A 20441-nucleotide genomic window follows, 5' to 3' on the forward strand; every position below is an offset into this window, starting at 1 on the left:
ATCGACCGAACCACCTACCAGGCCACCATCGCCATCGACATCCTCACCCCGACCAACTCGACAACAGCCGAAGACCCTTAACTTCCCGGCATTGGCCCTAGCCCGGGAGGGAGCGGAGCTTCTCGGTCAGGGTCGGGCGCATCTTCTTGAGGCAGAGCACCGGACGGTAGGCGCCCTTACTGGTCATGTAGTGCGTCGCCTCGGAAGGGCACTCCCGCTGCGTGGCGACGCGTCCGACGACCTTGGCGACGGCCTGGCTGGACCCGCAGTCGGCCTTGTCGAGGTCACCGACCTTGAACGAGGGGTCCTGGATGCACTCTCCGGGGGACAGCACACCGCCGCCGGGGCCGAGGCACAGCACCGGCCGGGCGAGCGAGCCGCTGAAGGACCGCATCTTCATGACCTCGATCGTCTGCGCCGGGCACGACTTCTCCGCGTCGACCCGCGCGATGATCTTGCCGTACCAGCCCGGCCTCGCGCACGGCTGCTCCTTGCCGAAGCCGATCGAGCCGCTGCTCACGCAGTCGCCGGCGGTGAGGAACGCGCCGCCCGCGCCGGGGTCGCCCGGATGCGGGCCCTTGACGTTGCGGACGCACGCCTCGAAGTAGTTCTCGTCGGTCTTCTCGCCGCGGACGTTGGTGACGCCGTCCGTCCCGGCCGGGCAGTCCGGCTCGGACCGCGAGGTGATCGTCAGGCCGGACGCCTTGCCCTGGTCGGTGATCTTGAGGACCTTGGCCTTGGCGTCCGAGCCGTCGCAGCGCACCCGCAGGCTCGCGGGGATCCGGTTCGTGCCCTCCGCCCCGAACGCGGTGTCGACGCAGTCGCCCGCCTTCACCGGGCCGCTCGGCGCCCCGGTGCCCTTGACGAGCATGAAGCCGACGCAGCCCACGATCAGGAGGGCCGCGGCCCCGACGGCGACCCACACGAGCGGCGACGGCTTCTTGGCGGGCGGCGCCCCCGGCGGCATCCCCGGTGGCTGCCCCGGCGGCGGGAACGGCGGCTGCCCGCCCGGCCCGAACGCGGGCTGACCCGGCGCCACGGGCCGCGGGCCCTGGCCCTCCGGCGCCTGTCCATGCATATCCGGCACTCCTACTTCTTGACGATCTTGGTTGACGAGTTAGGAAGATAGCGCAACGCACGCCCGCGCCCGTCCGCCCGGCGCCCCTCCACCATCGGCCGCCCACCGGGCGATACGCAGCCGCAACGCCGCTTTCCAGCGGATCCACCGCAGCGAGTAAGGGTTGATTACCGCTTTTACGCCTTGACTTGAACAATCGAGCCGGGAGCAAGGTCATCGCGGAAAAAGCGCGGCGGGTGGCATTATCGATTTCCGCCGCACCCCGTGTACGAGCCGCTGGCCCCGGGCGACCCGGCGGAGATCGGGGCCCGGCGACTGAGTCAGGCGCGGAAGTTGGGCGGGGACTCCAGCTCCGACAGCTCCACGCCCGGCGCTGCCAGGACGACGTCCCCGGCCAGGTGGAAGGTCTCGGTCTCGCCCGTGGCCAGGTCGGTGATCTGATACTCCGAGACGGGCAGCGGCCCGGTGTCGGTCTCGTGCGTGGTCGTGGCCGTCCGGTGCAGGCGCCAGTTGCCCGTCAGCGCCGCCAGGGACGGCCCACTTATCCGGACGAGCGGCACGTCTGCGCGCGCGCCGTCGTCCAGGTCCAGCGAGCGGGCGACCGCGACCAGGAAGCCCGGCGAGTCGGAGAGGAACCCGGCCGCACGCTCGGCATGCTCGACGCCCTCCTCGCCGGCCGCGCGCACCCACGCCAGTTCGGGCCCGGTCAGCCCGCCGCGCAGCCACCAGCCGGGCGTGACGAGCTCGACGCGGATCTGCCGCCACCGCGCGTCCACGACCAGGTCGACGCGGACGCCGTCGTCCCGCCGGGACGTGTAGCGCCACCCGCCGGGGCCCGGCGCGCACTGGAAGCGCTCCGCGAGGCCGTCGCCGGCATGCCCGTCGCCGAGGTGCAGGTACGTCCCTGTCGGCATCAGGAGCCGATGCGCCAGGAGTGCAGGTAGTCCTCCTGGTCCGGGGTGAGCAGGTCGATGGAGATGGACATCGACGCCAGCTTGAGCCGGGCCACCTCGGTGTCGATCTCCTTCGGCACCTCGTGGACGGCCGGGGTCAGCGTCGCGTGGGACCGCGCCAGCCACGCGCACGTGAGCGCCTGGTCGGCGAAGGACATGTCCATCACGGCGGCCGGGTGCCCCTCCGCGGCCGCCAGGTTCACCAGGCGGCCCTCGGCGAGCAGGACGAGACGCCGGCCGTCCGCCAGCACGTACTCGTCCGTCTGGGGCCGGATCCCGCGGTGGACCTCGACCGCCATCTCGCTCAGCGCCCGCACGTCGATCTCGACGTCGAAGTGCCCGGAGTTCGCGAGGATGGCCCCGTCCTTCATCACCGCGAGGTGGTCGCCGTTCACGACGTCGCGGTTCCCGGTGACGGTGATGAAGACGTCGCCCTCGAGCGCGGCCTCCGCCATGGGCTGGACGGCGAAACCCTGCAACGCCGCGTCCAGCGCCTTGACCGGGTCGATCTCGGTGACCACCACACGCGCGCCCAGGCCCCGTGCCCGCTCGGCCAGGCCGCGCCCGCAGTAACCGAAGCCCGCGATGACGACGGTCTTGCCCGCCAGCAGCGTGTTGGTCGCGCGCACGATGCCGTCCAGCGTGGACTGGCCCGTCCCGTAGCGGTTGTCGAACATGTGCTTGGTGTCGGTGTCGTTGACCGCCACCATGGGGAACCTGAGCGCGCCCTCACGGGCCATCTGGTGCAGCCTGATGACACCGGTCGTCGTCTGCTCGCACCCCGCCTTCACGGTGCTGAGCAGGTCCGTGCGGTCGATGTGGAGGGTGTTCACCAAGTCGCAGCCGTCGTCCAGCACCAGATGCGGCCCCGTCTCCAGCGCCTGGTGGATGTGGGCGTAGTACCCCTCCCGGTCGGTCCCCGCGCGCGCGAAGACCTCCACCCCGTACTCATGGACGAGCGCCGCCGCGGTGTCGTCCTGGGTGGACAGCGGGTTCGACGCCGCCAGCGCCACGCTCGCCCCACCGGCCTGGAGCGTGCGGATCAGCCCGGCCGTCTCCGTGGTGACGTGCATGCACGCCGCGACCTTGAACCCGTCCAGCGGCCGCTCCTCGGCGAACCGCTCCCGGATCTGCCGCAGCACGGGCATGCTCCGCTCGGCCCACCCGATCCGCTTGACCCCTTCATAGGCCAGCGAACCATCCGCTATATCGCTCATCTGCTCCCTCACGCGCAACTACATCAGCCACCGGCCCAGCCACCGCCGACCCCGAGCGCCGCGATTGCGTCCGAAGGCAGGATCGAGCCTGCGAGATCCTGATCGCGCAGCGAGCCGCCAGGCGAGCCGGAGCGATGCAGCAATCGCACGCGTTGCCCTTGGGCTGGGCGCCCCAAGCGCCCGGCCCAAGGGCAACGCAATACAACTCAGTAGCGGTAGTGGTCGGGCTTGTAGGGGCCTTCCACGTGGACGCCGATGTAGGCGGCCTGCTCCTTGGTGAGGGTGGTGAGCTTGACGCCGAGGGCGTCGAGGTGCAGGCGGGCGACCTTCTCGTCCAGGTGCTTGGGCAGGACGTAGACGCCGACCGGGTACTCGTCGGTCTTGGTGAACAGCTCGATCTGCGCGATGACCTGGTTCGTGAAGGAGTTGGACATCACGAAGGACGGGTGGCCGGTGGCGCAGCCGAGGTTCATCAGGCGGCCCTCGGCGAGGACGATGATGGAGTGGCCGTCGGGGAAGCGCCACTCGTGCACCTGCGGCTTGATCTCGATCTTCTCGATGCCCTCGACCTTGGCGAGGCCGGCCATGTCGATCTCGTTGTCGAAGTGGCCGATGTTGGAGACGATCGCCTGGTGCTTCATCCGGCCCATGTGCTCGGCCGTGATGATGTTGAAGTTGCCGGTGGTCGTCACGAAGATGTCGGCCTTGTCGACGACGTCGTCCAGGGTGGTGACCTGGAAGCCGTCCATCGCGGCCTGCAGCGCGCAGATCGGGTCGATCTCGGTGACGATGACGCGGGCGCCCTGGCCCTTGAGGGCCTCCGCGCAGCCCTTGCCGACGTCGCCGTAGCCGCAGACGACGGCGACCTTGCCGCCGATCAGCACGTCGGTGGCGCGGTTCAGGCCGTCGATGACCGAGTGGCGGCAGCCGTACTTGTTGTCGAACTTCGACTTGGTGACCGAGTCGTTGACGTTGATCGCCGGGAACGCGAGCGTGCCGGCCTTCGCCATCTCGTAGAGGCGGTGGACGCCGGTGGTGGTCTCCTCGGTGACGCCCTTGATCCCGGCGGCGGTCTCGGTCCAGCGGCCGGGCTTCTCGGCGATGGTGCGGCGCAGGGTGTCGAGGATGATGCCCCACTCCTCGGGGTCGTCCTCGGTCGCGGCCGGCACGGCGCCCGCCTTCTCGTACTCGGCGCCCTTGTGGACGAGCAGGGTCGCGTCGCCGCCGTCGTCCAGGATCATGTTCGGGCCGGTGCCGTCCGGCCACTGGAGGGCCTGGTCGGTGCACCACCAGTACTCTTCGAGCGTCTCGCCCTTCCAGGCGAACACCGGGACGCCCTTCGGGTCGTCGGCGGTGCCGTCCTTGCCGACGACGACCGCGGCGGCGGCGTGGTCCTGGGTGGAGAAGATGTTGCAGGAGACCCAGCGGACGTCGGCGCCGAGCTCGACCAGCGTCTCGATCAGCACGGCCGTCTGGATCGTCATGTGCAGCGAGCCCATGATCTTCGCGCCGCGCAGCGGCTTGGCGGCGGAGTACTCCTCGCGCACCGCCATGAGGCCCGGCATCTCGTGCTCGGCGAGCCGGATCTCCCGGCGCCCGAAGTCGGCCAGCGACAGGTCGGCGACCTTGTAGTCCATGCTTTCGTTGCTCCCTTGGTGATGGCGGCGCCGTCCGCGGGTGCGCGGGCCGGTACGCGAGGGCTTGACGGGCCCGTGGGACCCGGTCAACGCCGCGAGTCTACGGGCGGCCGGCGCCCCAAGGCACGGCCGGGGGCGACTTCCTGACACGAATTTGTCAGAATTGACGCATGCGCATCACGGAGGCCGCCCGGCGGCTCGGCACCTCGCCCCGCATGCTCCGCTACCGGGAGGCCCTCGGCCTGCTGCCCGCCACCCGGGAGGCGCCGGGGGCGGCCCGGCGCGGCGGCGGCCACCGGCGGTTCGGCGAGGCCGAGCTGCGCGCCGTGGCGCTCGCCCTCGCGCTGGAGAAGCGCTACGACATCGGCCCGGCGGAGCTGGCGTTCGGGCTGCGCGTGCTCGCCGAGCCGCAGGTGCAGGCGCACGTCCGTGAGCTGGGCGAGCGGATCGGACGCCTTTCGGCCCCGCCCACCCGCGCCCTCGATTTCGAGAAAGAGAAGGCTATGCGCCTGCTGCGTCGGCGCTGACCGCTACGATTCCCGCCCTAACCAGAGGAAGGCGGGCAATTGCGATCCATTGTCTACGGGATCGTCGGCATCGTCCTGGGCATCGGCCTCTTCATCGGGGGGATCGCGTCCAGCGGCGGCGGCGAGGTCAAGTGCGGGAGCCGGACGATGTCGCCGGGCGACACGTGCACCACCATCCGCAACGGCAGCTCCACCGAGCGCACCTATGACGAGCAGAAGGCCCAGAACGGCCGCGAGAACGTCATCATGATGATCATCGGGCCGATCGTGGCCATCGGCGGCGTGGTGTTCCTCGCCGGGGCGGGACGGGGGCGGCGGCGCGTCCGGCACCAGCCCGCCTACCAGGCGCCGCAGCCGGGCTACCCGCCCGCGCAGCCCGGCTATCCCGCGCAGCCCGGCCACCCGCCGGCCCAGCCCGGCTACCCGCCGGCGCCGCCCGCCGCGCACCCCGGGTACGCGCAGCAGCCCGGATATCCGCCCGCCCAGCCCGGTTACCCGCCCGCGCCGCCCGCCGCGCAGCCCGGCTACCCGCCCCAGGCCCCGCCCCAGGCTCCCGGGCAGTACCCGCCCTACCGCGGCTAGTTCGGAGCGCGGCTAGTTCGAGGCGTTCTCGCCCGGCACGACCACGCCGGACTCGTACGCGAGCATCACGGCCTGCGCGCGGTCGCGCAGGCCCAGCTTGGTGAAGACGCGCGCCACGTGCGTCTTCACCGTGTGCTCGCTGACGACGAGGCGCTGGGCGATCTCCGCGTTCGACAGGCCGCCCGCGATCAGCACCAGCACCTCGGTCTCCCGCGCGGTCAGCGTCGCCAGCTCCGCCGGGGCCTGCGGGCGGCTGCGGCGCTGCCGGGTGAACTCGCGGATGAGCCGCCCGGTCACCTGCGGGGCGAGCAGGGAGTCGCCGCGCGCCACCACCCGGACGGCCGAGACCAGCTCGTCGGCGGTCGCGTCCTTCAGCAGGAAGCCGCTGGCGCCGACGGCGAGCGCGTCGTAGACGTACTCGTCCACGTCGAACGTCGTCAGGACCAGCACCCGGACGCCCTCGGCGCCCGGCAGGGCGAGGATGCGGCGGGTCGCCTCGATGCCGTCCATGCCGGGCATCCGGATGTCCATGACGACGACGTCGGGCCGGGTCCGCTCGGCGATCCGGACCGCCTCGCGGCCGTCGCCGGCCTCGCCGACGACGGTGATGTCGTCCTGCGCGGCGAGCAGGGCGGCGAACCCGGCCCGCACGATCGTCTGGTCGTCGACGATCAGCACGTTGATCACGGCCGCCGCCCCGCGGGCGGTGCGGCGGCCGCAGCGGGCGCGGCCGGGCCGGGGACGGGCGGATCAGGGATGGTGGCCGGGGGGCGCCTGCGAGCCGTGTCCACGGATGGAATTCCCCTCCCTCGTCAGCGGAAGCTCGGCCTCCACCAGGAACCCGCCCTCGGCGGCCGGCCCGGCGGAGAACCGTCCGCCCAGCATGGTCGCACGTTCCCGCATCCCGACGAGGCCGTGTCCGCCACCGGACTCCGGCGGCCGGGGGCCGGTGCGCCCGTCCACGGAGGTCGGGCCCGCGGGGTCCAGTACGGCGGTACGCGGATTCGCGGCGTCCCGGTTCAGTACCCGCGTCGGCGCCGAGGCCCCGTCGTCGTGGACGCGGACCGCGAGCCGGTCGGCGAGGAACATCAGCTCGACCTGCACTCCCGCGCCCGGCGCGTGCCGCCGCGCGTTCGTCAGCGCCTCCTGGACGATCCGGTACGCCGACAGCTCGACCGTCGTGGACAGCGTCCGCGGATCGCCGTGCACGGCGAGGTCGACCCGCCCGCCGGCGCCGCGGTGCTGCTCGATCAGGTCGGGCAGCCGGTCCAGCCGCGGCTGCGGGGAGTTGGCCGCGTCCGGCTCGGGCGTCGCGTCGGCGCGCAGCACGCTGAGCAGCCGGCGCATCTCCACCAGCGCCTCCCGGGCCGTCTTGGCGATCTCGGTGTAGCCGGCGCGGGCCTCGGGCGACAGGTCGTCCATCGTGTACGGGGCCGTCTCCGCCTGGACCGCGATCATGGAGACGGAGTGCGCGACGACGTCGTGCAGCTCGCGGGCGATGCGGGCGCGCTCCCGCATGACGGCCTGCTCCCGCTGGACGGCGGTGAGCCGGGTGAGGGTCTCGTTGGTGCGCTCGGCGGCGGCGGCCTCGGTCCGCCCGGCGGACTCCACCACGCGCCGCGCGTCCCCGAGCCCGATCGCGGCGAGGACGGCGACGACCGTCGCGGGCCACGGGACGTCGTCGAGCGTGCCGGTGGCGAGGTAGACGACGGCGACCGTGGCGATGCTGCCGAGCGCGAGGACGCCGGTCGACTGGCGCGGCAGCTGCCGGGCCAGCGCGTACAGCGTGTAGAGGGCGGCGAAGCCGGTGGTGATCAGCAGGATCTGGCCGGTGAGCAGGCTCGCCGCGACCGCGCTGAGCACGACGGCGGCGACCGGGCGCAGGTTCTCCCGGCGCCACACGAGCGGCAGCGTCGCCGCGACCGCGAACCCGCCGGCGAGGCTGAGCGGCGAGTCGGTCTGCGGCGCCAGCTCGGCCAGCGCCGCGATCGTCAGCGCGAGCCCGGTCAGCGGGGCGAAGTACCAGGAGCCCGCGACCTCCCGCCAGGCGTTGATCCAGCGCGGCAGCGGCGCCGTCGCACCGGCCGCCCCCGGGGCACCGGGCGCACCGGCGCCGGGCGTGCCAGGGGCACCGGAGGCGCGTGCGGCGCCGCCGTTCAGCCGCGCGGCGAGCCGCGCCGCCAGCGGGCGCAGCAGGGTGCCGATCCCGGTGAGGATCCACAGGAGGAGTTGGCCGACCCCCGCCACGATCCGGCCGGACAGCCGCCACGCGTGGTGCGCGACGGCGGGGCCGAACCCCGCGGGGTCGGGTCCGGTCCGGGCCTTGTCATCGGAGCTCACCCCTCAATACTGACCGCTGCGGGGGGCGGCCACCTCACCGAGCGGATGTATAGGGCGGATCGGGATCCACCTGGAGTACCACGCGGGTTCCCTCCTTGAGGGGGACGTTTCGGCCCGGCCCGCGAACGTAGTGTTCTACCCGTGACCGCGACGGTGGCCACCGCCGACGTAGGGGGTTCGGCAGGCCACCGCGGTCACACCAGAACCGCCCGGTTTTCAGGGGTCCGGGCGGGGAGGCAAGGGAAGCACCTCGCCGGACGGCCGCGGTCCGCCTCCACGGAGGCGTCCGCCGGTCACGCCTGGGCTGGGGTACGGCCGGCAGTGCGGCGACCGCCCGGCGAGGGGTCCCTTGCCCGATGCGTACGGCCCGTCATGACGTCCCCGCGTGATGGGCCGTCATGACCGCGTCGGCCGGCGCCCGGAAGGACGCCGGCGGCGGTGCCGATGGCGCTACTTGTCGCGCTGGAGAGGCTGGCCTTCCTCGACCGGACCCCGGCCGCCGTCCGGCAGATCGCTCGTCGAGCCCGCGAGCACGTGCGGGCCCGCGCTCGGTGCCCCGGTACGGGACGCCTCGTCCAGCGCCGGTTCCAGGTAGATCAGCTTCGCCTCGGGGAACTGCGCCCGGATCTTGGCCTCGGCCGCGTCGATGCCCCGCGCCACCTCCGCCGCCGTGTCGTCGTGGTACACGGCGATCTTCGCGGCGATCAGCAGCGCGTCCGGGCCGAGGTACTCGGTGCGGATGTGGATCAGGCGGGCGACCTCCTCCACCGACTCCAGCGCGGCGACGATCTCCCGCTCGGTCTCCGGGTCGACGCCCTCGCCGATGAGCAGGCTCTTGGTCTCGATCGCGAGGATCGTCGCGACCACGCCGAGCAGCAGGCCGATCGCGACGGTGCCGACGCCGTCCCAGATGCCGTCGCCGGTGACCACGGCCATCGTGACGCCGAACAGCGCGAGGAACAGGCCGACGAGGGCGGCGAGGTCCTCCAGCAGGACGACCGGCAGCTCCGGCGCCTTCGCGCGGCGGATGAACGACCACCAGGACTGGCCGCCGCGGACCTCGTTCGACTCCTTGATCGCGGTGCGGAAGGAGAACGACTCCAGGAGGATCGCGACGATCAGCACCCCGAACGCCCAGGCCGGGGCCTTGACCTCCTCGGGGTGGGAGATCTTGTGGTACCCCTCGTACAGCGAGAACGCCGCACCGACCGTGAACAGCACGACCGCGACGACGAACGCGTAGAAGTAGCGCTCGCGGCCGTAGCCGAACGGGTGCTCGGGCGTCCGGTCGCGCTCGGACCGCTTGCGGCCGAGCAGCAGCAGCCCCTGGTTGCCCGAGTCGGCGACCGAGTGGATCGACTCCGCCAGCATCGACGACGAACCGGTGAACGCGAACGCGACGGCCTTGGACGCCGCGATCCCGAGGTTGGCGGCCAGCGCGGCGACGATGGCCTTCGTTCCACCCTCAGCACTCATCTAGGTAATCCTCGCTTCGAGCTCATCAATGGCAGGCACCGGCGTCGGATCCACGCCGAGCGCGATAGCCAAGTAAACCGTGACATAGTCCGCCGACGCGATGAGTGATGCGATTCTCTCCAGCGGGTGCTCGCCCTCGGCCCGGAGCTCGGTGACCGCCACGCCCCTGTCACGGGCCAGGTCGGCGGCCGCTTCGGCCCGCGCGCGCACGCGGGGGTGCTCGTCCACGTCCCGCAGGACGAGGAGATGCAGGCCGTGCTCGGGGTCCTCGGCGCGGTCGCGGAAGAAGTCGTCGGGGTCGGCCGGGGAGCCGCCGCGCGCGAAGAGGCCGTCGAACACCGCCGCCTGGCTGTGCCCCGCCTCCGGCATCTCGCCGTACACCGCCGGGTACTTCGCGTTCTCGTTGAGCTGGCAGGCCGTCCGGTAGGCGGCCGCCGCCGCGACCGCGGACGTGCCCCACACCACCGGCACGTCGCCGGCGATGTCGAGCGCGATGCGCTTCGCCGGGTTGACGAACGGCTCGCTGGACGGGCGGCAGCGGTGCGCGACGTCCTCCAGCAGCGCGGCCGTCGACTCCAGCACCGCGTCGGGGACGTCCACGAGCCGCAACGCCCGCGCGGCGATCACCAGGGGGATCGTCAGAGCCCACAGGGCGGAACGCGGCGGCCCCGCCGCCCGCACCGGGACGAAAACCCCGCGGCTCCGCTCGGAGAGGTCGGCGAGCGGCGACTCCGGAGCGCCGACGGACATCAGCCTGCACCCGCGCCGGGCCGCCTCGGCGGCGGCCTCCAGGGTCTCCGCCGTACCCCCGGAGCACGACACCGCGATGACGAGGTCGGCCGCGCCGACCCAGCCGGGCAGCCGGGGGCCGCGGACCGTGAACACCGGGACCGGGCAGCCCGCCCCGCACACCGCCGCGAGCACATCGCCCGCGAGGCCGGACGCGCCCGCGCCGGCGACCACGACCGCGCGCGGCCGGCCGTCCTCGGCCAGCGCCGCGACGCCCGCCTCCGCCGCCGCCCGCTGCGCCTCGCGCACCTGCGCCGCCGACGCGGCGACCTGCCGCAGCATCCCGCCGGGGTCGGCGGCCTCCACCGCCTCGGCGTCGTCCAGCCGCGCGGGGTCGAGCGCGGCGCTCATCGCCGCGCCACCGCCCGGGGGCTCACGGGGCGGGGGTCCTGGCCTCGTCGACCAGCAGGACGGGGATGTCGTCGCGCACCGGGTAGGCGTAGCCGCACGAACCCGTACAGACCAGCTCGTCGGCGCCCTCGTCGGCGCGCAGGCCGCCGCCGCAGTTCGGGCAGGCGAGGATCTCCAGCAGCCAGGAGTCCAGCTTCATCGTCATCGCAGCGTCACTTCTCCCTACAGTCGGTGGGCCCGGTCGTCACTTCTCGTCCCTGACCAGCGCCAGGACCTCGTCGCGGATCGCCGCCATGGTCGCCTCGTCGGCGGCCTCCGCGTTCAGGCGCAGCAGCGGCTCGGTGTTGGACGGCCGCAGGTTGAACCACCAGCCGGCGGACTCGTCGGCCACGGTCAGCCCGTCCAGCTCGTCGATCGCGACGCCGGGGCGGCCGGCGAAGGCGTCCTTGACCTTCGCGGCGGCGGCGTCCTGGTCGGCGACCTCGCTGTTGATCTCGCCGGAGGCGACGTAGCGGGTGTACTCGGCGAGCAGCTCCGAGAGCGGCCCGTCCTGCTCGCCGAGGGCGGCGAGGACGTGCAGGGCCGCCAGCATGCCGGAGTCGGCGAACCAGAAGTCGCGGAAGTAGAAGTGCGCCGAGTGCTCGCCGCCGAACACCGCGCCCGTCTCCGCCATCGTCTGCTTGATGAACGAGTGCCCGACACGGGTGCGGACCGGCCTCCCGCCGTGCTCGGCGATGATCTCCGGGACGGCCTTGGACGTGATCAGGTTGTGCACGATCGCGGCCCCCGGGTACTTGGCCAGCTCCCGGGTCGCGACCAGCGCGGTGATCGCGGAGGGGGCGACGATCTCGCCGCGCTCGTCCACCACGAAGCAGCGGTCGGCGTCGCCGTCGAAGGCGAGCCCGATGTCGGCGCCGGTCTCGCGGACCTTGGCCTGCAGGTCGCGCAGGTTCTCCGGCTCGATCGGGTTGGCCTCGTGGTTGGGGAAGGTGCCGTCCAGCTCGAAGTACATCGGGACCAGGTCGATCGGCAGGCCCTCGAAGACCGACGGGACGGTGTGCCCGCCCATGCCGTTGCCCGCGTCGACGACGACCTTCAGCGGCCGGATCGACGACAGGTCGACGAGCGTCCTCAGGTGCTCGGCGTAGCCCTTCAGGACGTCGCGGTCCTGCACCGTGCCGGGCTCCCCGTCGTACTCGGGGAGGCCGTTCTCGATCATCTCGCGGATCTCGGCGAGGCCGGTGTCGCGGCCGACCGGGCGGGCGCCCGCGCGGCACAGCTTCAGCCCGTTGTACCGGGCGGGGTTGTGGCTCGCGGTGAACATGGCGCCGGGCAGGTCGAGGCTGCCGCTGGCGTAGTAGAGCATGTCGGTGGAGCCGAGCCCGGCCTCGAGCACGTTCGCGCCCTGGGAGATGGCGCCGCGGGCGAACGCCTCCGCCAGCGGGACCGACGACTCGCGCATGTCGTGCGCGGTGACCACCGCCTCCGCCCCGGTGAGCCGCGCGAACGCCGCCCCGGCCGCCTCGGCGATCGCGGGGTCGAGCTCGTCCGGGACGACACCGCGGATGTCGTACGCCTTGAAGATCTTGCCGAGGTCGCCCACTCCTGCTCCCTGGTCGAGAAACGCTGCCCGAATGTGCCAAGAGACCCTGTGCCCCGGGAAACCGGGTTCACGAGCCTACCGGGACGCCCGGACGCGACCGGCCGCGACATGGCCGCGTGCGGACCGTATGGACAGGGCCGCGTGCGGGCCATATGGACAGGGCCGCGTGCGGGATCGTATGGACAGGGCCGCAGCGGGCGTGGAGGTGGGGGCTACTCCTGGCCCTGGGTGCCGGCGGGCTCGGAGCGCAGCACCCGCAGGTGGCCGCGGCGGCCGACCTCGGTGCCCTGGCCCACCGGCTCCTGGCCGGGGCCGGGGGCGGGCTTGGCGGCCTCCCGGACGGCGTCGGCGAGGGCCTCCAGGTCGTCCGCGCTGGGCTCGGTCTCCTCCTCGACGGGGAGCCGCACCAGTTCCCACCCCATCGGGGCGGTGAGCCGCTCGGAGTGCTCTGCGCAGAGGTCGTAGCAGTGTGGCTCTGCGTACGTGGCGAGCGGACCCAGGACCGCGGTGGAGTCGCGGTAGACGTACGTGAGCGTGAACACTGCGGGCGCCTTGCAGGCGGTGCGGGAGCAGGTGCGGACGGGGCTCACGATGGCTGACCGTACCTCCCTCCCACCGGCTCCGCCACCACCCCGGCGCACGTGTCGCCGTTACCGGGCGATTTCCGGGGTAAGAACTACATTCCGTACGGAGGTGAACTCTTACCGTGCGATATCCGGCGGGCCGTGCGCTCGCGTCTCCAGGCGTCCTGTCAGTGGACCCCCACCGGCCCCCACCGGCCCCTCGCCCGGGTCTCTCCGCCGAGCGGACGCGACGGCGGAGGTAGTCTGGACGGGTGCGACCCCGTGTGGCAGGCGCACGGCGCCGCGACCGTCACGGCCGCGGCATCCGTGGTCCTCTGACGCCCCCGCAGGCGCCGGTCTCGCGGACCCGCGCCGAGCGGTTCGACGACCTCGTCGACGACGAGGTGCGGCGGCTCGTCCAGCGCTGGGGGCCGGAACTGGCCGAGGTGGAGTTCGCGGTCGACGACGTGCCGGTCGTCGAGCCGGGCTTCGACGGCCCCGTCCCCCTCGGGCAGACGTTCCTGCGCGCGTCCCCGCCGGCCTCACCGCCGGCCTCCCCGCACGCCTCCGCGGCGTCCCCCGGCGAACCGGCGGTGCGCATCGTGGTGTTCCGCCGTCCCGTCGAGGCGCGCGCCTCCGGTGGCACGGAGCAGTCCCGGCTGATCCGCGACCTGCTCGTCGAGGAGGTCGCCGACCTGCTCGGCCTCTCCCCCGAGTCCGTCGACCCGAGCTACGACTCCCCCGACGACTGAATCCCCGACCGGGCCTCCCCCGACCCGGCCTCCCGGCTACGGCGTCAGGGCGGTCTGCGAGTCGGCGACGCCCGGAAGGTGGATCGTCGTCCTCGCCGGGGTGACCGGCAGGATGGTGAACAGGTAGCCGCCGCCCTTGCCCGTGGCGAGGACGCGGGACGCGTAGACGGGCCCCGCCCCCTCCTTCGGGACGATCATGGCGCTGTAGGCGGTGGCGGCGCCGGCCCCGGCGGGCGCGGCCAGCTTCGTCTCGACCGTCCGCCCCGCCGGGATCCGGATCTCCTTCGGCCCGCCGCGCCCGGCCGCGTTGACGGTCGTGACCTCGACGGTCGCCGCGCCGGACGGGGCGGTGAGGACGAGCGTGGAGTCGAACCGGTTGTCGGCGACGACGCCGGGGCCCGCGGCGGTGAGCGGCGCCGTCGCCGCGCCGTAGGCGATGTCGGCGCCGCGGTCGGCGGCGAAGCCCGCGAGGATCGGCCGGTCCGCGGTGAGCCGGACGGCGCCGGCCTTCCCCGACAGCGCGCCGTCGAGGGGGACGGACGTCACGGTCTCGGCGGGGGCGTCCAGCACGTCCTGGCCCTGCGGGGCGAACGCGCCGCCCGGCGTGATCACCTGCATCCTGATCCGGGCGTCGGCCTCGCCGGGCACCGAGACCAGCAGGCGGCGCCGGCCGTCGCCGCCCGGCACGCCGGGCACGAGGACGGACGTCGCGGGCCCGGCCGTCCGCGGCAGCCATTCGATGCCGCGCCTCTCGCCGATCCGGGCGCGCACCGACGCGGCGACGCGGCCGCTGGTGGTCCGCACGCGGAGCGCGAGGTCGGCGGCGGTCTTCACGATGTCGCCGAGGCCCTCCGGCGACCCGCCGATGCGCACGACCCTGGTGGTGTAGGGCGCGACGGGAGTGGCGAGTCCGTCCTGGGTGTCGAGCGGCCCCTCACCGGACAGGGCGGTGACGTTCACGGACGCGGGCTGCGCGTCCACGTTGGTCAGGTACAGGTCGATGCGGTCGGCGGCGGCGGGGCCGGGGCCGAGGAACCACAGGTCGGTGCCGGGGACGGAGCAGCGGGCTCCGGCGAGGCCGCGGTCGGGGCCGCCCGGCCAGTACGTGGTCTGCTCGGCCTCCAGCCCGGCGGCGATGGCGCCGGTGCCGCGAACGGTGTAGGCGTTCCCGCTGGGCTTGGTGTCGCCGCTCCAGCCCTGGCCGGGCGACGTCATGGACCCGAGCGGCGAGCCGCCCTTCGACGGCGCCAGCGCGACGCTCCCGCCGCCCTTCTGCGACAGGGACTGGACGGCCAGCCGCCCGCCCTCGTGCCCGGGGCAGACCATCACGGCGTTCGCGGCGGGCACCGTGCGGCCCTCCTCGGACGCCTCGCCCGGACGCGACAGCGTCGCGGCCCCGTACAGGGCGGCGACGGCGACGAGCATCAGCGCGGCGGTGGCGTAGCGCATGCCGAGGAGGCGCAGCACCTTCTCCATGGGGATCACGGCACCTCCTCCGGGCTCGGCGGGCTCGACGGGCTCGACTCCTTCACCGGCTCCGTCACCGGCCCTGAGGGCGGCTCTGAGGGCGGTTCAGGGGGCTGCTCGTGCTTGATGTGGGCGCGGCCTGCGCGGCGGCGTCCGCGCCGGCGCGCGCGCCGTCCGTGGTGGCGCCGCTCCCGGTCGCCGCCGAACGTCAGGCCCTCGGTCTGGGCGCCCGGCAGGGCCAGGACGATCACGGCCAGGACGGCGATGCCCTGGATGACGACCCAGGTGTGGCGCATCGTGTCCGAGCGGGTCAGCTTGAACTCGCCCCCGCTCGGCGGGATGTCATAGCCCTGCGCCCAGCCGTCCACCGTGTGCCGTTCGCGGATCTCCTGGCCGTTCAGGGTGGCGCGCCACCCGCCGTCTCCGGCTTCGGCCAGGAGCAGCGTGCGCTTGCCCGTCCCCGGTGGGATCCGCACGCGGGCGTTGACCCGGCCGGCGGGCAGGGGCGTGACCGTGGAGCCTTGCAGAAGCATCATCCGGGCGGAGTCCGACTGGAGCCGCCACACGGCGAACGTTTCGGTACGGCTGAGGCGGGTCAGTTCCGGCGACGCGTCCAGGACCTTGGTGACCGGGTCCTTCTTCGGATGCGGCACGAGGATGTACTGGACGCCCATGCGGGTCAGTGCGGGCCCGTCGTCGCCCTCGCGTCCCACGGCAAGGCCCGCGACGAGGCCGTCCAGGCGTTCGTGGGCCTCGCCGCTGACCGGGACCTCTGCTTCGCCCAGTCTCGGACGCTCGTCCCGGAGAACCGTGTACGAGACCCGTCCGGTGGGCTCCCGGTGCAGGACGAGGGTCCTGGGCCCGCCGGGCGCGCGCAGGAACACGGGCACCGTGTCGGGGTCGACCTTGCCGAGCGGCCCGCCCGCTCCGGCGACCACCCACAGCGCACCGGACAGGACGGGCGCGCTCAGCGCGGCGAGCACCACGACGGCGGCGCCCGTCCGGTAGATCACGTCCTTGCCCGCGAGGACCTCGGTGGCGCGCTGGACGGCGGCGGTCGCGGCGAGCAGCACCCCCGCCCCCGCGAAGAGCAGCACCACGCCGGGCCAGGCCGGGCCCGCGTCCGCGCCCTTGGTGACGGTGACGGCGCTGATCAGCACGGCGAGGAGCAGCCCGAACACCGCCAGCAGCCAGCCGGCGAGCACGCGGCCCCGGCGGCTGCGCAGCGGCAGCGCCAGCACGGCGGCCGCGAGCAGGCCCGCCAGCGCCCACCGCGCGGGCGTGCCCGGCCCGCCCGGGTCGAGCGCCAGCAGGTCGGCGGCCGTCGCGGGCTCGAACCGGCGGTGCAGGCCCGCCTCGGTGAGGAACCGGGACGGGTGCAGCAGCAGGCCCACCGTCCACGGGAGCGTCAGCAGCGGCGGGACGCCGAGCGCGATGGCGAGGTGGCGGCGGCCCTGCCCGGGGCCGGGCCGGTCGAGCAGCGCGTACACCATCACGGCCGCCACCACCGCGAGGAGCCAGACCAGCGGGACGAAGGCCATCGCGACGGTCAGCAGCAGCGCGACCGTCCACGCGGCCCGCCCGGCGCGCTTGCGCCGCGTCGCGGCACCGAAGCGCGCGGCCTCCCCGCGCGGCACCCCGTAGACGCGGGCGGCGAACAGGCCGATCAGCGGGAGCAGGACGAGGACGACGGCGGTACCGAGGCGCCCGCCCGCGATGGCGCCGGTCGCGGCGGGCAGCAGCGCGTACGCGGCCGCAAACCATGCGCGGACGGCGGCGACGGGGACGCGCCGCCCGGTCGAGCGGGCCCGGCGGCCCGTCAGCGGCGCCTCGGTGATGAGCAGCCGGGACGCGCGGTAGGCGGTGAGCCCGGCGAGGGGCACGCTGCCCAGCAGCAGCAGCGACACGGCCAGCCACGGCTTGCCGAACAGCACCGTCGACACCGCCGCGAGGGCGCCGACATAGGGCGGGCTGCCCGCATCGGTGCCGAGCCCCACCGGATGCCAGCCGGTCAGGTACTGCTCCCACAGGTCGCTCGCACCGCCCCAGGCGGGCACGAGCGCGCCGCCGCCGAGCCGCCCGCCCGCGGTGAGCAGGGTCCGTTCGGCGGCGATCGCGACGGCGGTCAGCGCGAGGACGAGCAGCACGCCGGGGCGGGCGAGGAACCGGCGGATCGGGCCCGGCTCGTCCACCGCGACGTCGTCGTCCTCCCGCCGCTCGCGGGCGCGCTCGTGGGCGGCGAGGCGCTCGGACACCGCCTCGACGGCCCGGCGCAGCACCACCCACCGCGGCTGGAAGCGCCGCACGGTGCGGTGCACGCGGGCGCGGCCGTCCGCGCGGGCCGCGCGGGCCCGCCGCAGCCGGCCCGGGTCGCTCAGCACGTCGGCGAGCGCCCGCAGCTCCTCGCGGGCCGCGCCCGGCCGCTTGGTGACCAGCAGGAACAGCGCGTGCGCCAGGGACGCCCACACGTTGCGGGCGAGGGCCCGCAGCATCGGCCGGAACGGCTGGTTGGCGAGCAGCGTGAACAGGGCGTTGCGGCGGTCGCGGCGGGCCGGGTGCTCGGCGGTCATGCCGATCTCGCGGAGCCCGCGCCGGCCCGCCTCGGCGTGGTAGACGACGGCGTCGGTGGCCGTGACGACCCGGTGCCCGGCGGCGTGCGCCCGCCAGCAGAAGTCGAGGTCCTCGCGGAACATGCCGTACTCGACGTCGAAGCCGCCGAGCCGCTCCCACACGTCCCGGCGGACCAGCATCCCGGCGCTGCCGACGGCGAGGACGTCCCGGACGCCGTCGTGCTGCCCCTGGTCGAACTCGTCGCGGTCGAAGCCGCGGTCGCGGCGCCCGGCGGCGTCCACGGTGACGCCCACCTCGCGCAGGACGCGCCGGTCGTCCCAGTCGCGGACCTTCGGGCCGAGCACCGCCGTGTTGGGGTCGGTGTCCGCGGTGCGCAGCAGCTGGGCGAGCGCGTCGTGGGCGGGTTCGGAATCGTCGTGCAGCAGCCACAGCCACTCGGTGCGCGGCGTGCCGGGGTCGTCGTCGGGGACGGGCGCGGACGCGGCGTCCTGGCGCAGCGCCTCCGCGATCGCCTCCCCGTAGCCGGTGGTGCGCGGCAGGGCGAGGACGGTGCCGGCGCCGACGACCTCGGCGAGCACGGCGGGGCCGCGGTCCCGGCTTCCGGTGTCCACGATCACGAGGCGCTGCACGGGCCGCGCCTGCGTGAGCAGCGCCTTCAGGGTGTCCGGGAGCCACCGCGCGCCGTCATGGACGACGAGGACCGCCGTGACGACGTGGCGATCGAGAGTGGGGGCCAATGATCCCTCGATCTGTGGGACGACAAGGGTCGTGATCGAACAGGGTCGTGGTGGAACGGGGTCGTGCTGGAACAACTCGGTGGGAAACGCGTCAGCCGTGCCGACCGGGGCCGGCACGGCTGATAACTGTACGGCGACCGCCCGGCGCACGCCCCGGTTCCCCCGAGATCCGGTGCGGGCGATGCGGGCGGCCCGGGGCGTCCCGCCGCCGCGGAGCGCGCCCCGGAGCGCCCGGCCGCCCGCGTGGACGGCCCGGCACCGGAACGGCCCGGACGGCCTGGACGCCCGCTAGACGGCCTGGCGCTTCAGCTTGCGCCGCTCCCGCTCGGAGAGGCCTCCCCAGATGCCGAAACGTTCATCGTGCTGCAGCGCGTACTCCAGGCACTCCGTACGCACCTCGCATGCCCGGCACACCTTCTTGGCCTCGCGAGTGGAGCCGCCCTTCTCCGGAAAGAACGCCTCCGGGTCCGTCTGCGCGCACAGGGCGCGCTCCTGCCAGCCCATCTCTTCGCCGTCTGTGCCGTGCGCCAGCGGGATGACCACCTCGCTCACAGCGCACCTCCCTGCCCGTGGAACCCCCTGGTCAATGCCTTCCCTCCGGTTCCTTCCCCCGAGAAGGCATTGAAACTACACGGACGAAATTACACGCGTGTAGCGACTGCCCCGTCAAGCCGGAGAGCTTTCCTGGGCGACAAAACGGCTTATGCCGGGATGGGCTCGCTGACCTTTGGCTGAAGATCAGTTAATCGGGCGGTCACCGCCGCGCTTGCGCGCCGGAGATACTTCCCCGGGTCACTGCGGCGGCGGGGGCCGGTTGTCCCGGTACCAGTCGCCGCCCTGCTCGCCGCTCTGCGGGGGCGCGGGCTGGGTGCCCTGCGGGCCCTGGTCGCCGCCGGAGCCGCCGTAGGCGCGCGTCCACTCGCCCATCTCCTCGTCGGCGGCGGGCTGCTGGCTCTGGCCCTGCTGGCCCTGCTGCTGGCCGGCCTGGTAGCCGCCCTGGGTGCCGTACTGCTGGCCGGCCTGGTCGTAGCCCTGCTGGCCGTAGCCCTGCTGGCCGTACTGCTGCTGCCCGTACTGCTGCCCGGCCTGCTGGCCCTCGGCGCCCGGCTGCTGCCCGTACTGCTGGTACTGCTGCTGGCCGTACTGCTGCTCGTAGCCCTGCTGCTGGTACTCCTGCTGGCCGTACTGCTGCTGCTGGCCGAACTGCTGCTGACCCTGCTGGCCAGGCTGCTGGCCCTGCTGGTACCCGAAGTCGGGGTAGCCCTGCTGCATCTGCGGCTGGGCCTTCGGGCGCGCGGGCTGCATCCCCTGGAACACGGTGAAGACGAACCAGCCGCCCACTCCGACGACGGCGAGCTTGCCGGCGCCCTCCAGGAAGGCGGAGAGCTTCGTCACCGCGGAGGTGTACTCCGAGTCGGCGAGCATCCCGCTGAGCCACGAGATGACGCCGAACAGGGCGATGCCGCCGAGGACGCCGAGCGCCCCCATGGTGATCGTCCTGGCCTGCGGGGTCTGGGTCTCTCCCCAGGTGACCAGCAGGACGGCGAGGACGAGGATCCCGACGAGGACGATCTGCAGGAACGTCCCGCCGGCCGTCTCGCCGAGCGCGCGGCCGGTGAAGGTCCCGTCGCCGCCGAGAAGGGAGATCAGCCCCGCGAGCAAGTGCAGTCCCGCCGCGGCGAGCAGTACCCAGGCGGCCGGTTCGCGCAGGCGCTGGACGGCTTCCTTGTTCACGGTGAATTCTCCAGACTGAGGCAATCCATTACACGGCAAAGCTTTGCACAGACTCGTCCGGAGG

Annotated in this window: 19 protein-coding genes; 3 read left to right on the forward strand and 16 right to left on the reverse strand. The window is 73.7% G+C overall.

Annotated features, from left to right (window positions below; translation table 11 throughout):
- Positions 1–97 precede the first annotated feature (97 nt).
- The 5 genes from CHF16_RS37790 to ahcY (CHF16_RS37805) form a co-directional block, all read right to left on the reverse strand.
- Positions 98–1078 carry an LppU/SCO3897 family protein gene (locus tag CHF16_RS37790; RefSeq protein ID WP_143228304.1) on the reverse strand — a complete coding sequence of 327 codons (981 nt, stop codon included), beginning with the start codon at positions 1076–1078 and terminating at the stop codon, positions 98–100.
- A gap of 320 nt (positions 1079–1398) precedes the next feature.
- A complete protein-coding gene (locus CHF16_RS37795; RefSeq protein ID WP_089331007.1) occupies positions 1399–1992 on the reverse strand; it encodes a hypothetical protein in 594 nt (197 codons plus the stop codon).
- Positions 1992–3248, reverse strand: coding sequence for an adenosylhomocysteinase (gene ahcY / locus CHF16_RS37800; RefSeq protein ID WP_089331008.1), 1257 nt, complete (start codon positions 3246–3248; stop codon positions 1992–1994). Before ahcY (CHF16_RS37800) ends, CHF16_RS37795 begins: the two co-directional genes overlap by 1 nt.
- A 23-nt stretch (positions 3249–3271) precedes the next feature.
- On the reverse strand, positions 3272–3397 hold the full coding sequence (locus tag CHF16_RS42025; protein WP_281259440.1) for a hypothetical protein: 126 nt from the start codon (positions 3395–3397) through the stop codon (positions 3272–3274).
- 57 nt (positions 3398–3454) lie between these two features.
- Complete coding sequence (gene ahcY, locus CHF16_RS37805; protein ID WP_089331009.1) at positions 3455–4885, reverse strand: adenosylhomocysteinase; 1431 nt, start codon at positions 4883–4885, stop codon at positions 3455–3457.
- A 170-nt stretch (positions 4886–5055) separates the two neighbouring features.
- Here ahcY (CHF16_RS37805) and CHF16_RS37810 point away from each other — a divergent pair, with 170 nt between their 5' ends.
- Both CHF16_RS37810 and CHF16_RS37815 read left to right on the forward strand, forming a co-directional pair.
- Positions 5056–5412, forward strand: a complete 357-nt coding sequence (locus CHF16_RS37810) for a MerR family transcriptional regulator (RefSeq protein ID WP_089331010.1) — start codon at positions 5056–5058, stop codon at positions 5410–5412.
- 39 nt (positions 5413–5451) lie between these two features.
- Positions 5452–5994, forward strand: coding sequence for a hypothetical protein (locus tag CHF16_RS37815; RefSeq protein WP_089331011.1), 543 nt, complete (start codon positions 5452–5454; stop codon positions 5992–5994).
- A gap of 12 nt (positions 5995–6006) precedes the next feature.
- Here CHF16_RS37815 and CHF16_RS37820 read toward each other — a convergent pair whose 3' ends face one another.
- The 7 genes from CHF16_RS37820 to CHF16_RS37850 form a co-directional block, all read right to left on the reverse strand.
- Complete coding sequence (locus CHF16_RS37820; RefSeq protein ID WP_089331012.1) at positions 6007–6681, reverse strand: response regulator; 675 nt, start codon at positions 6679–6681, stop codon at positions 6007–6009.
- Positions 6682–6744: 63 nt separating this feature from the next.
- Positions 6745–8334, reverse strand: coding sequence for a sensor histidine kinase (locus CHF16_RS37825; protein WP_089331013.1), 1590 nt, complete (start codon positions 8332–8334; stop codon positions 6745–6747).
- Between the two features lie 450 nt (positions 8335–8784).
- Complete coding sequence (locus CHF16_RS37830) at positions 8785–9810, reverse strand: cation diffusion facilitator family transporter (protein ID WP_089331014.1); 1026 nt, start codon at positions 9808–9810, stop codon at positions 8785–8787.
- The gene (locus tag CHF16_RS37835; protein ID WP_089331015.1) at positions 9811–10950 is read right to left on the reverse strand and encodes an SIS domain-containing protein; all 1140 of its coding nucleotides are present in this window, start codon (positions 10948–10950) and stop codon (positions 9811–9813) included.
- Between the two features lie 22 nt (positions 10951–10972).
- The gene (locus CHF16_RS37840; protein ID WP_089331016.1) at positions 10973–11155 is read right to left on the reverse strand and encodes a Trm112 family protein; all 183 of its coding nucleotides are present in this window, start codon (positions 11153–11155) and stop codon (positions 10973–10975) included.
- Between the two features lie 39 nt (positions 11156–11194).
- Positions 11195–12553 carry a phosphomannomutase/phosphoglucomutase gene (locus CHF16_RS37845; protein WP_089331017.1) on the reverse strand — a complete coding sequence of 453 codons (1359 nt, stop codon included), beginning with the start codon at positions 12551–12553 and terminating at the stop codon, positions 11195–11197.
- Positions 12554–12765: 212 nt separating this feature from the next.
- The gene (locus CHF16_RS37850) at positions 12766–13143 is read right to left on the reverse strand and encodes a DUF3499 domain-containing protein (RefSeq protein WP_089331018.1); all 378 of its coding nucleotides are present in this window, start codon (positions 13141–13143) and stop codon (positions 12766–12768) included.
- 245 nt (positions 13144–13388) lie between these two features.
- Between CHF16_RS37850 and CHF16_RS37855 the strand changes: the two genes are divergently transcribed.
- Positions 13389–13868, forward strand: a complete 480-nt coding sequence (locus tag CHF16_RS37855; protein ID WP_245869789.1) for a metallopeptidase family protein — start codon at positions 13389–13391, stop codon at positions 13866–13868.
- A 36-nt stretch (positions 13869–13904) separates the two neighbouring features.
- On the opposite strand, the gene CHF16_RS37860 is transcribed toward CHF16_RS37855, so the two are convergent.
- From CHF16_RS37860 to CHF16_RS40725, 4 genes are all read right to left on the reverse strand, one after another.
- Positions 13905–15344: a DUF5719 family protein gene (locus tag CHF16_RS37860; protein WP_245869791.1), complete on the reverse strand. Its 1440-nt coding sequence runs from the start codon at positions 15342–15344 to the stop codon at positions 13905–13907.
- A gap of 5 nt (positions 15345–15349) precedes the next feature.
- Positions 15350–18643, reverse strand: a complete 3294-nt coding sequence (locus CHF16_RS37865; protein WP_089331021.1) for a glycosyltransferase — start codon at positions 18641–18643, stop codon at positions 15350–15352.
- A 288-nt stretch (positions 18644–18931) separates the two neighbouring features.
- Complete coding sequence (locus CHF16_RS37870; RefSeq protein ID WP_171064042.1) at positions 18932–19147, reverse strand: WhiB family transcriptional regulator; 216 nt, start codon at positions 19145–19147, stop codon at positions 18932–18934.
- 288 nt (positions 19148–19435) lie between these two features.
- Complete coding sequence (locus CHF16_RS40725; RefSeq protein WP_179271905.1) at positions 19436–20377, reverse strand: hypothetical protein; 942 nt, start codon at positions 20375–20377, stop codon at positions 19436–19438.
- Positions 20378–20441 lie beyond the last annotated feature (64 nt).

Origin of the sequence: Actinomadura meyerae (assembly GCF_900188445.1) — a bacterium.
Taxonomy (GTDB): Bacteria; Actinomycetota; Actinomycetes; order Streptosporangiales; family Streptosporangiaceae; genus Spirillospora; species Spirillospora meyerae.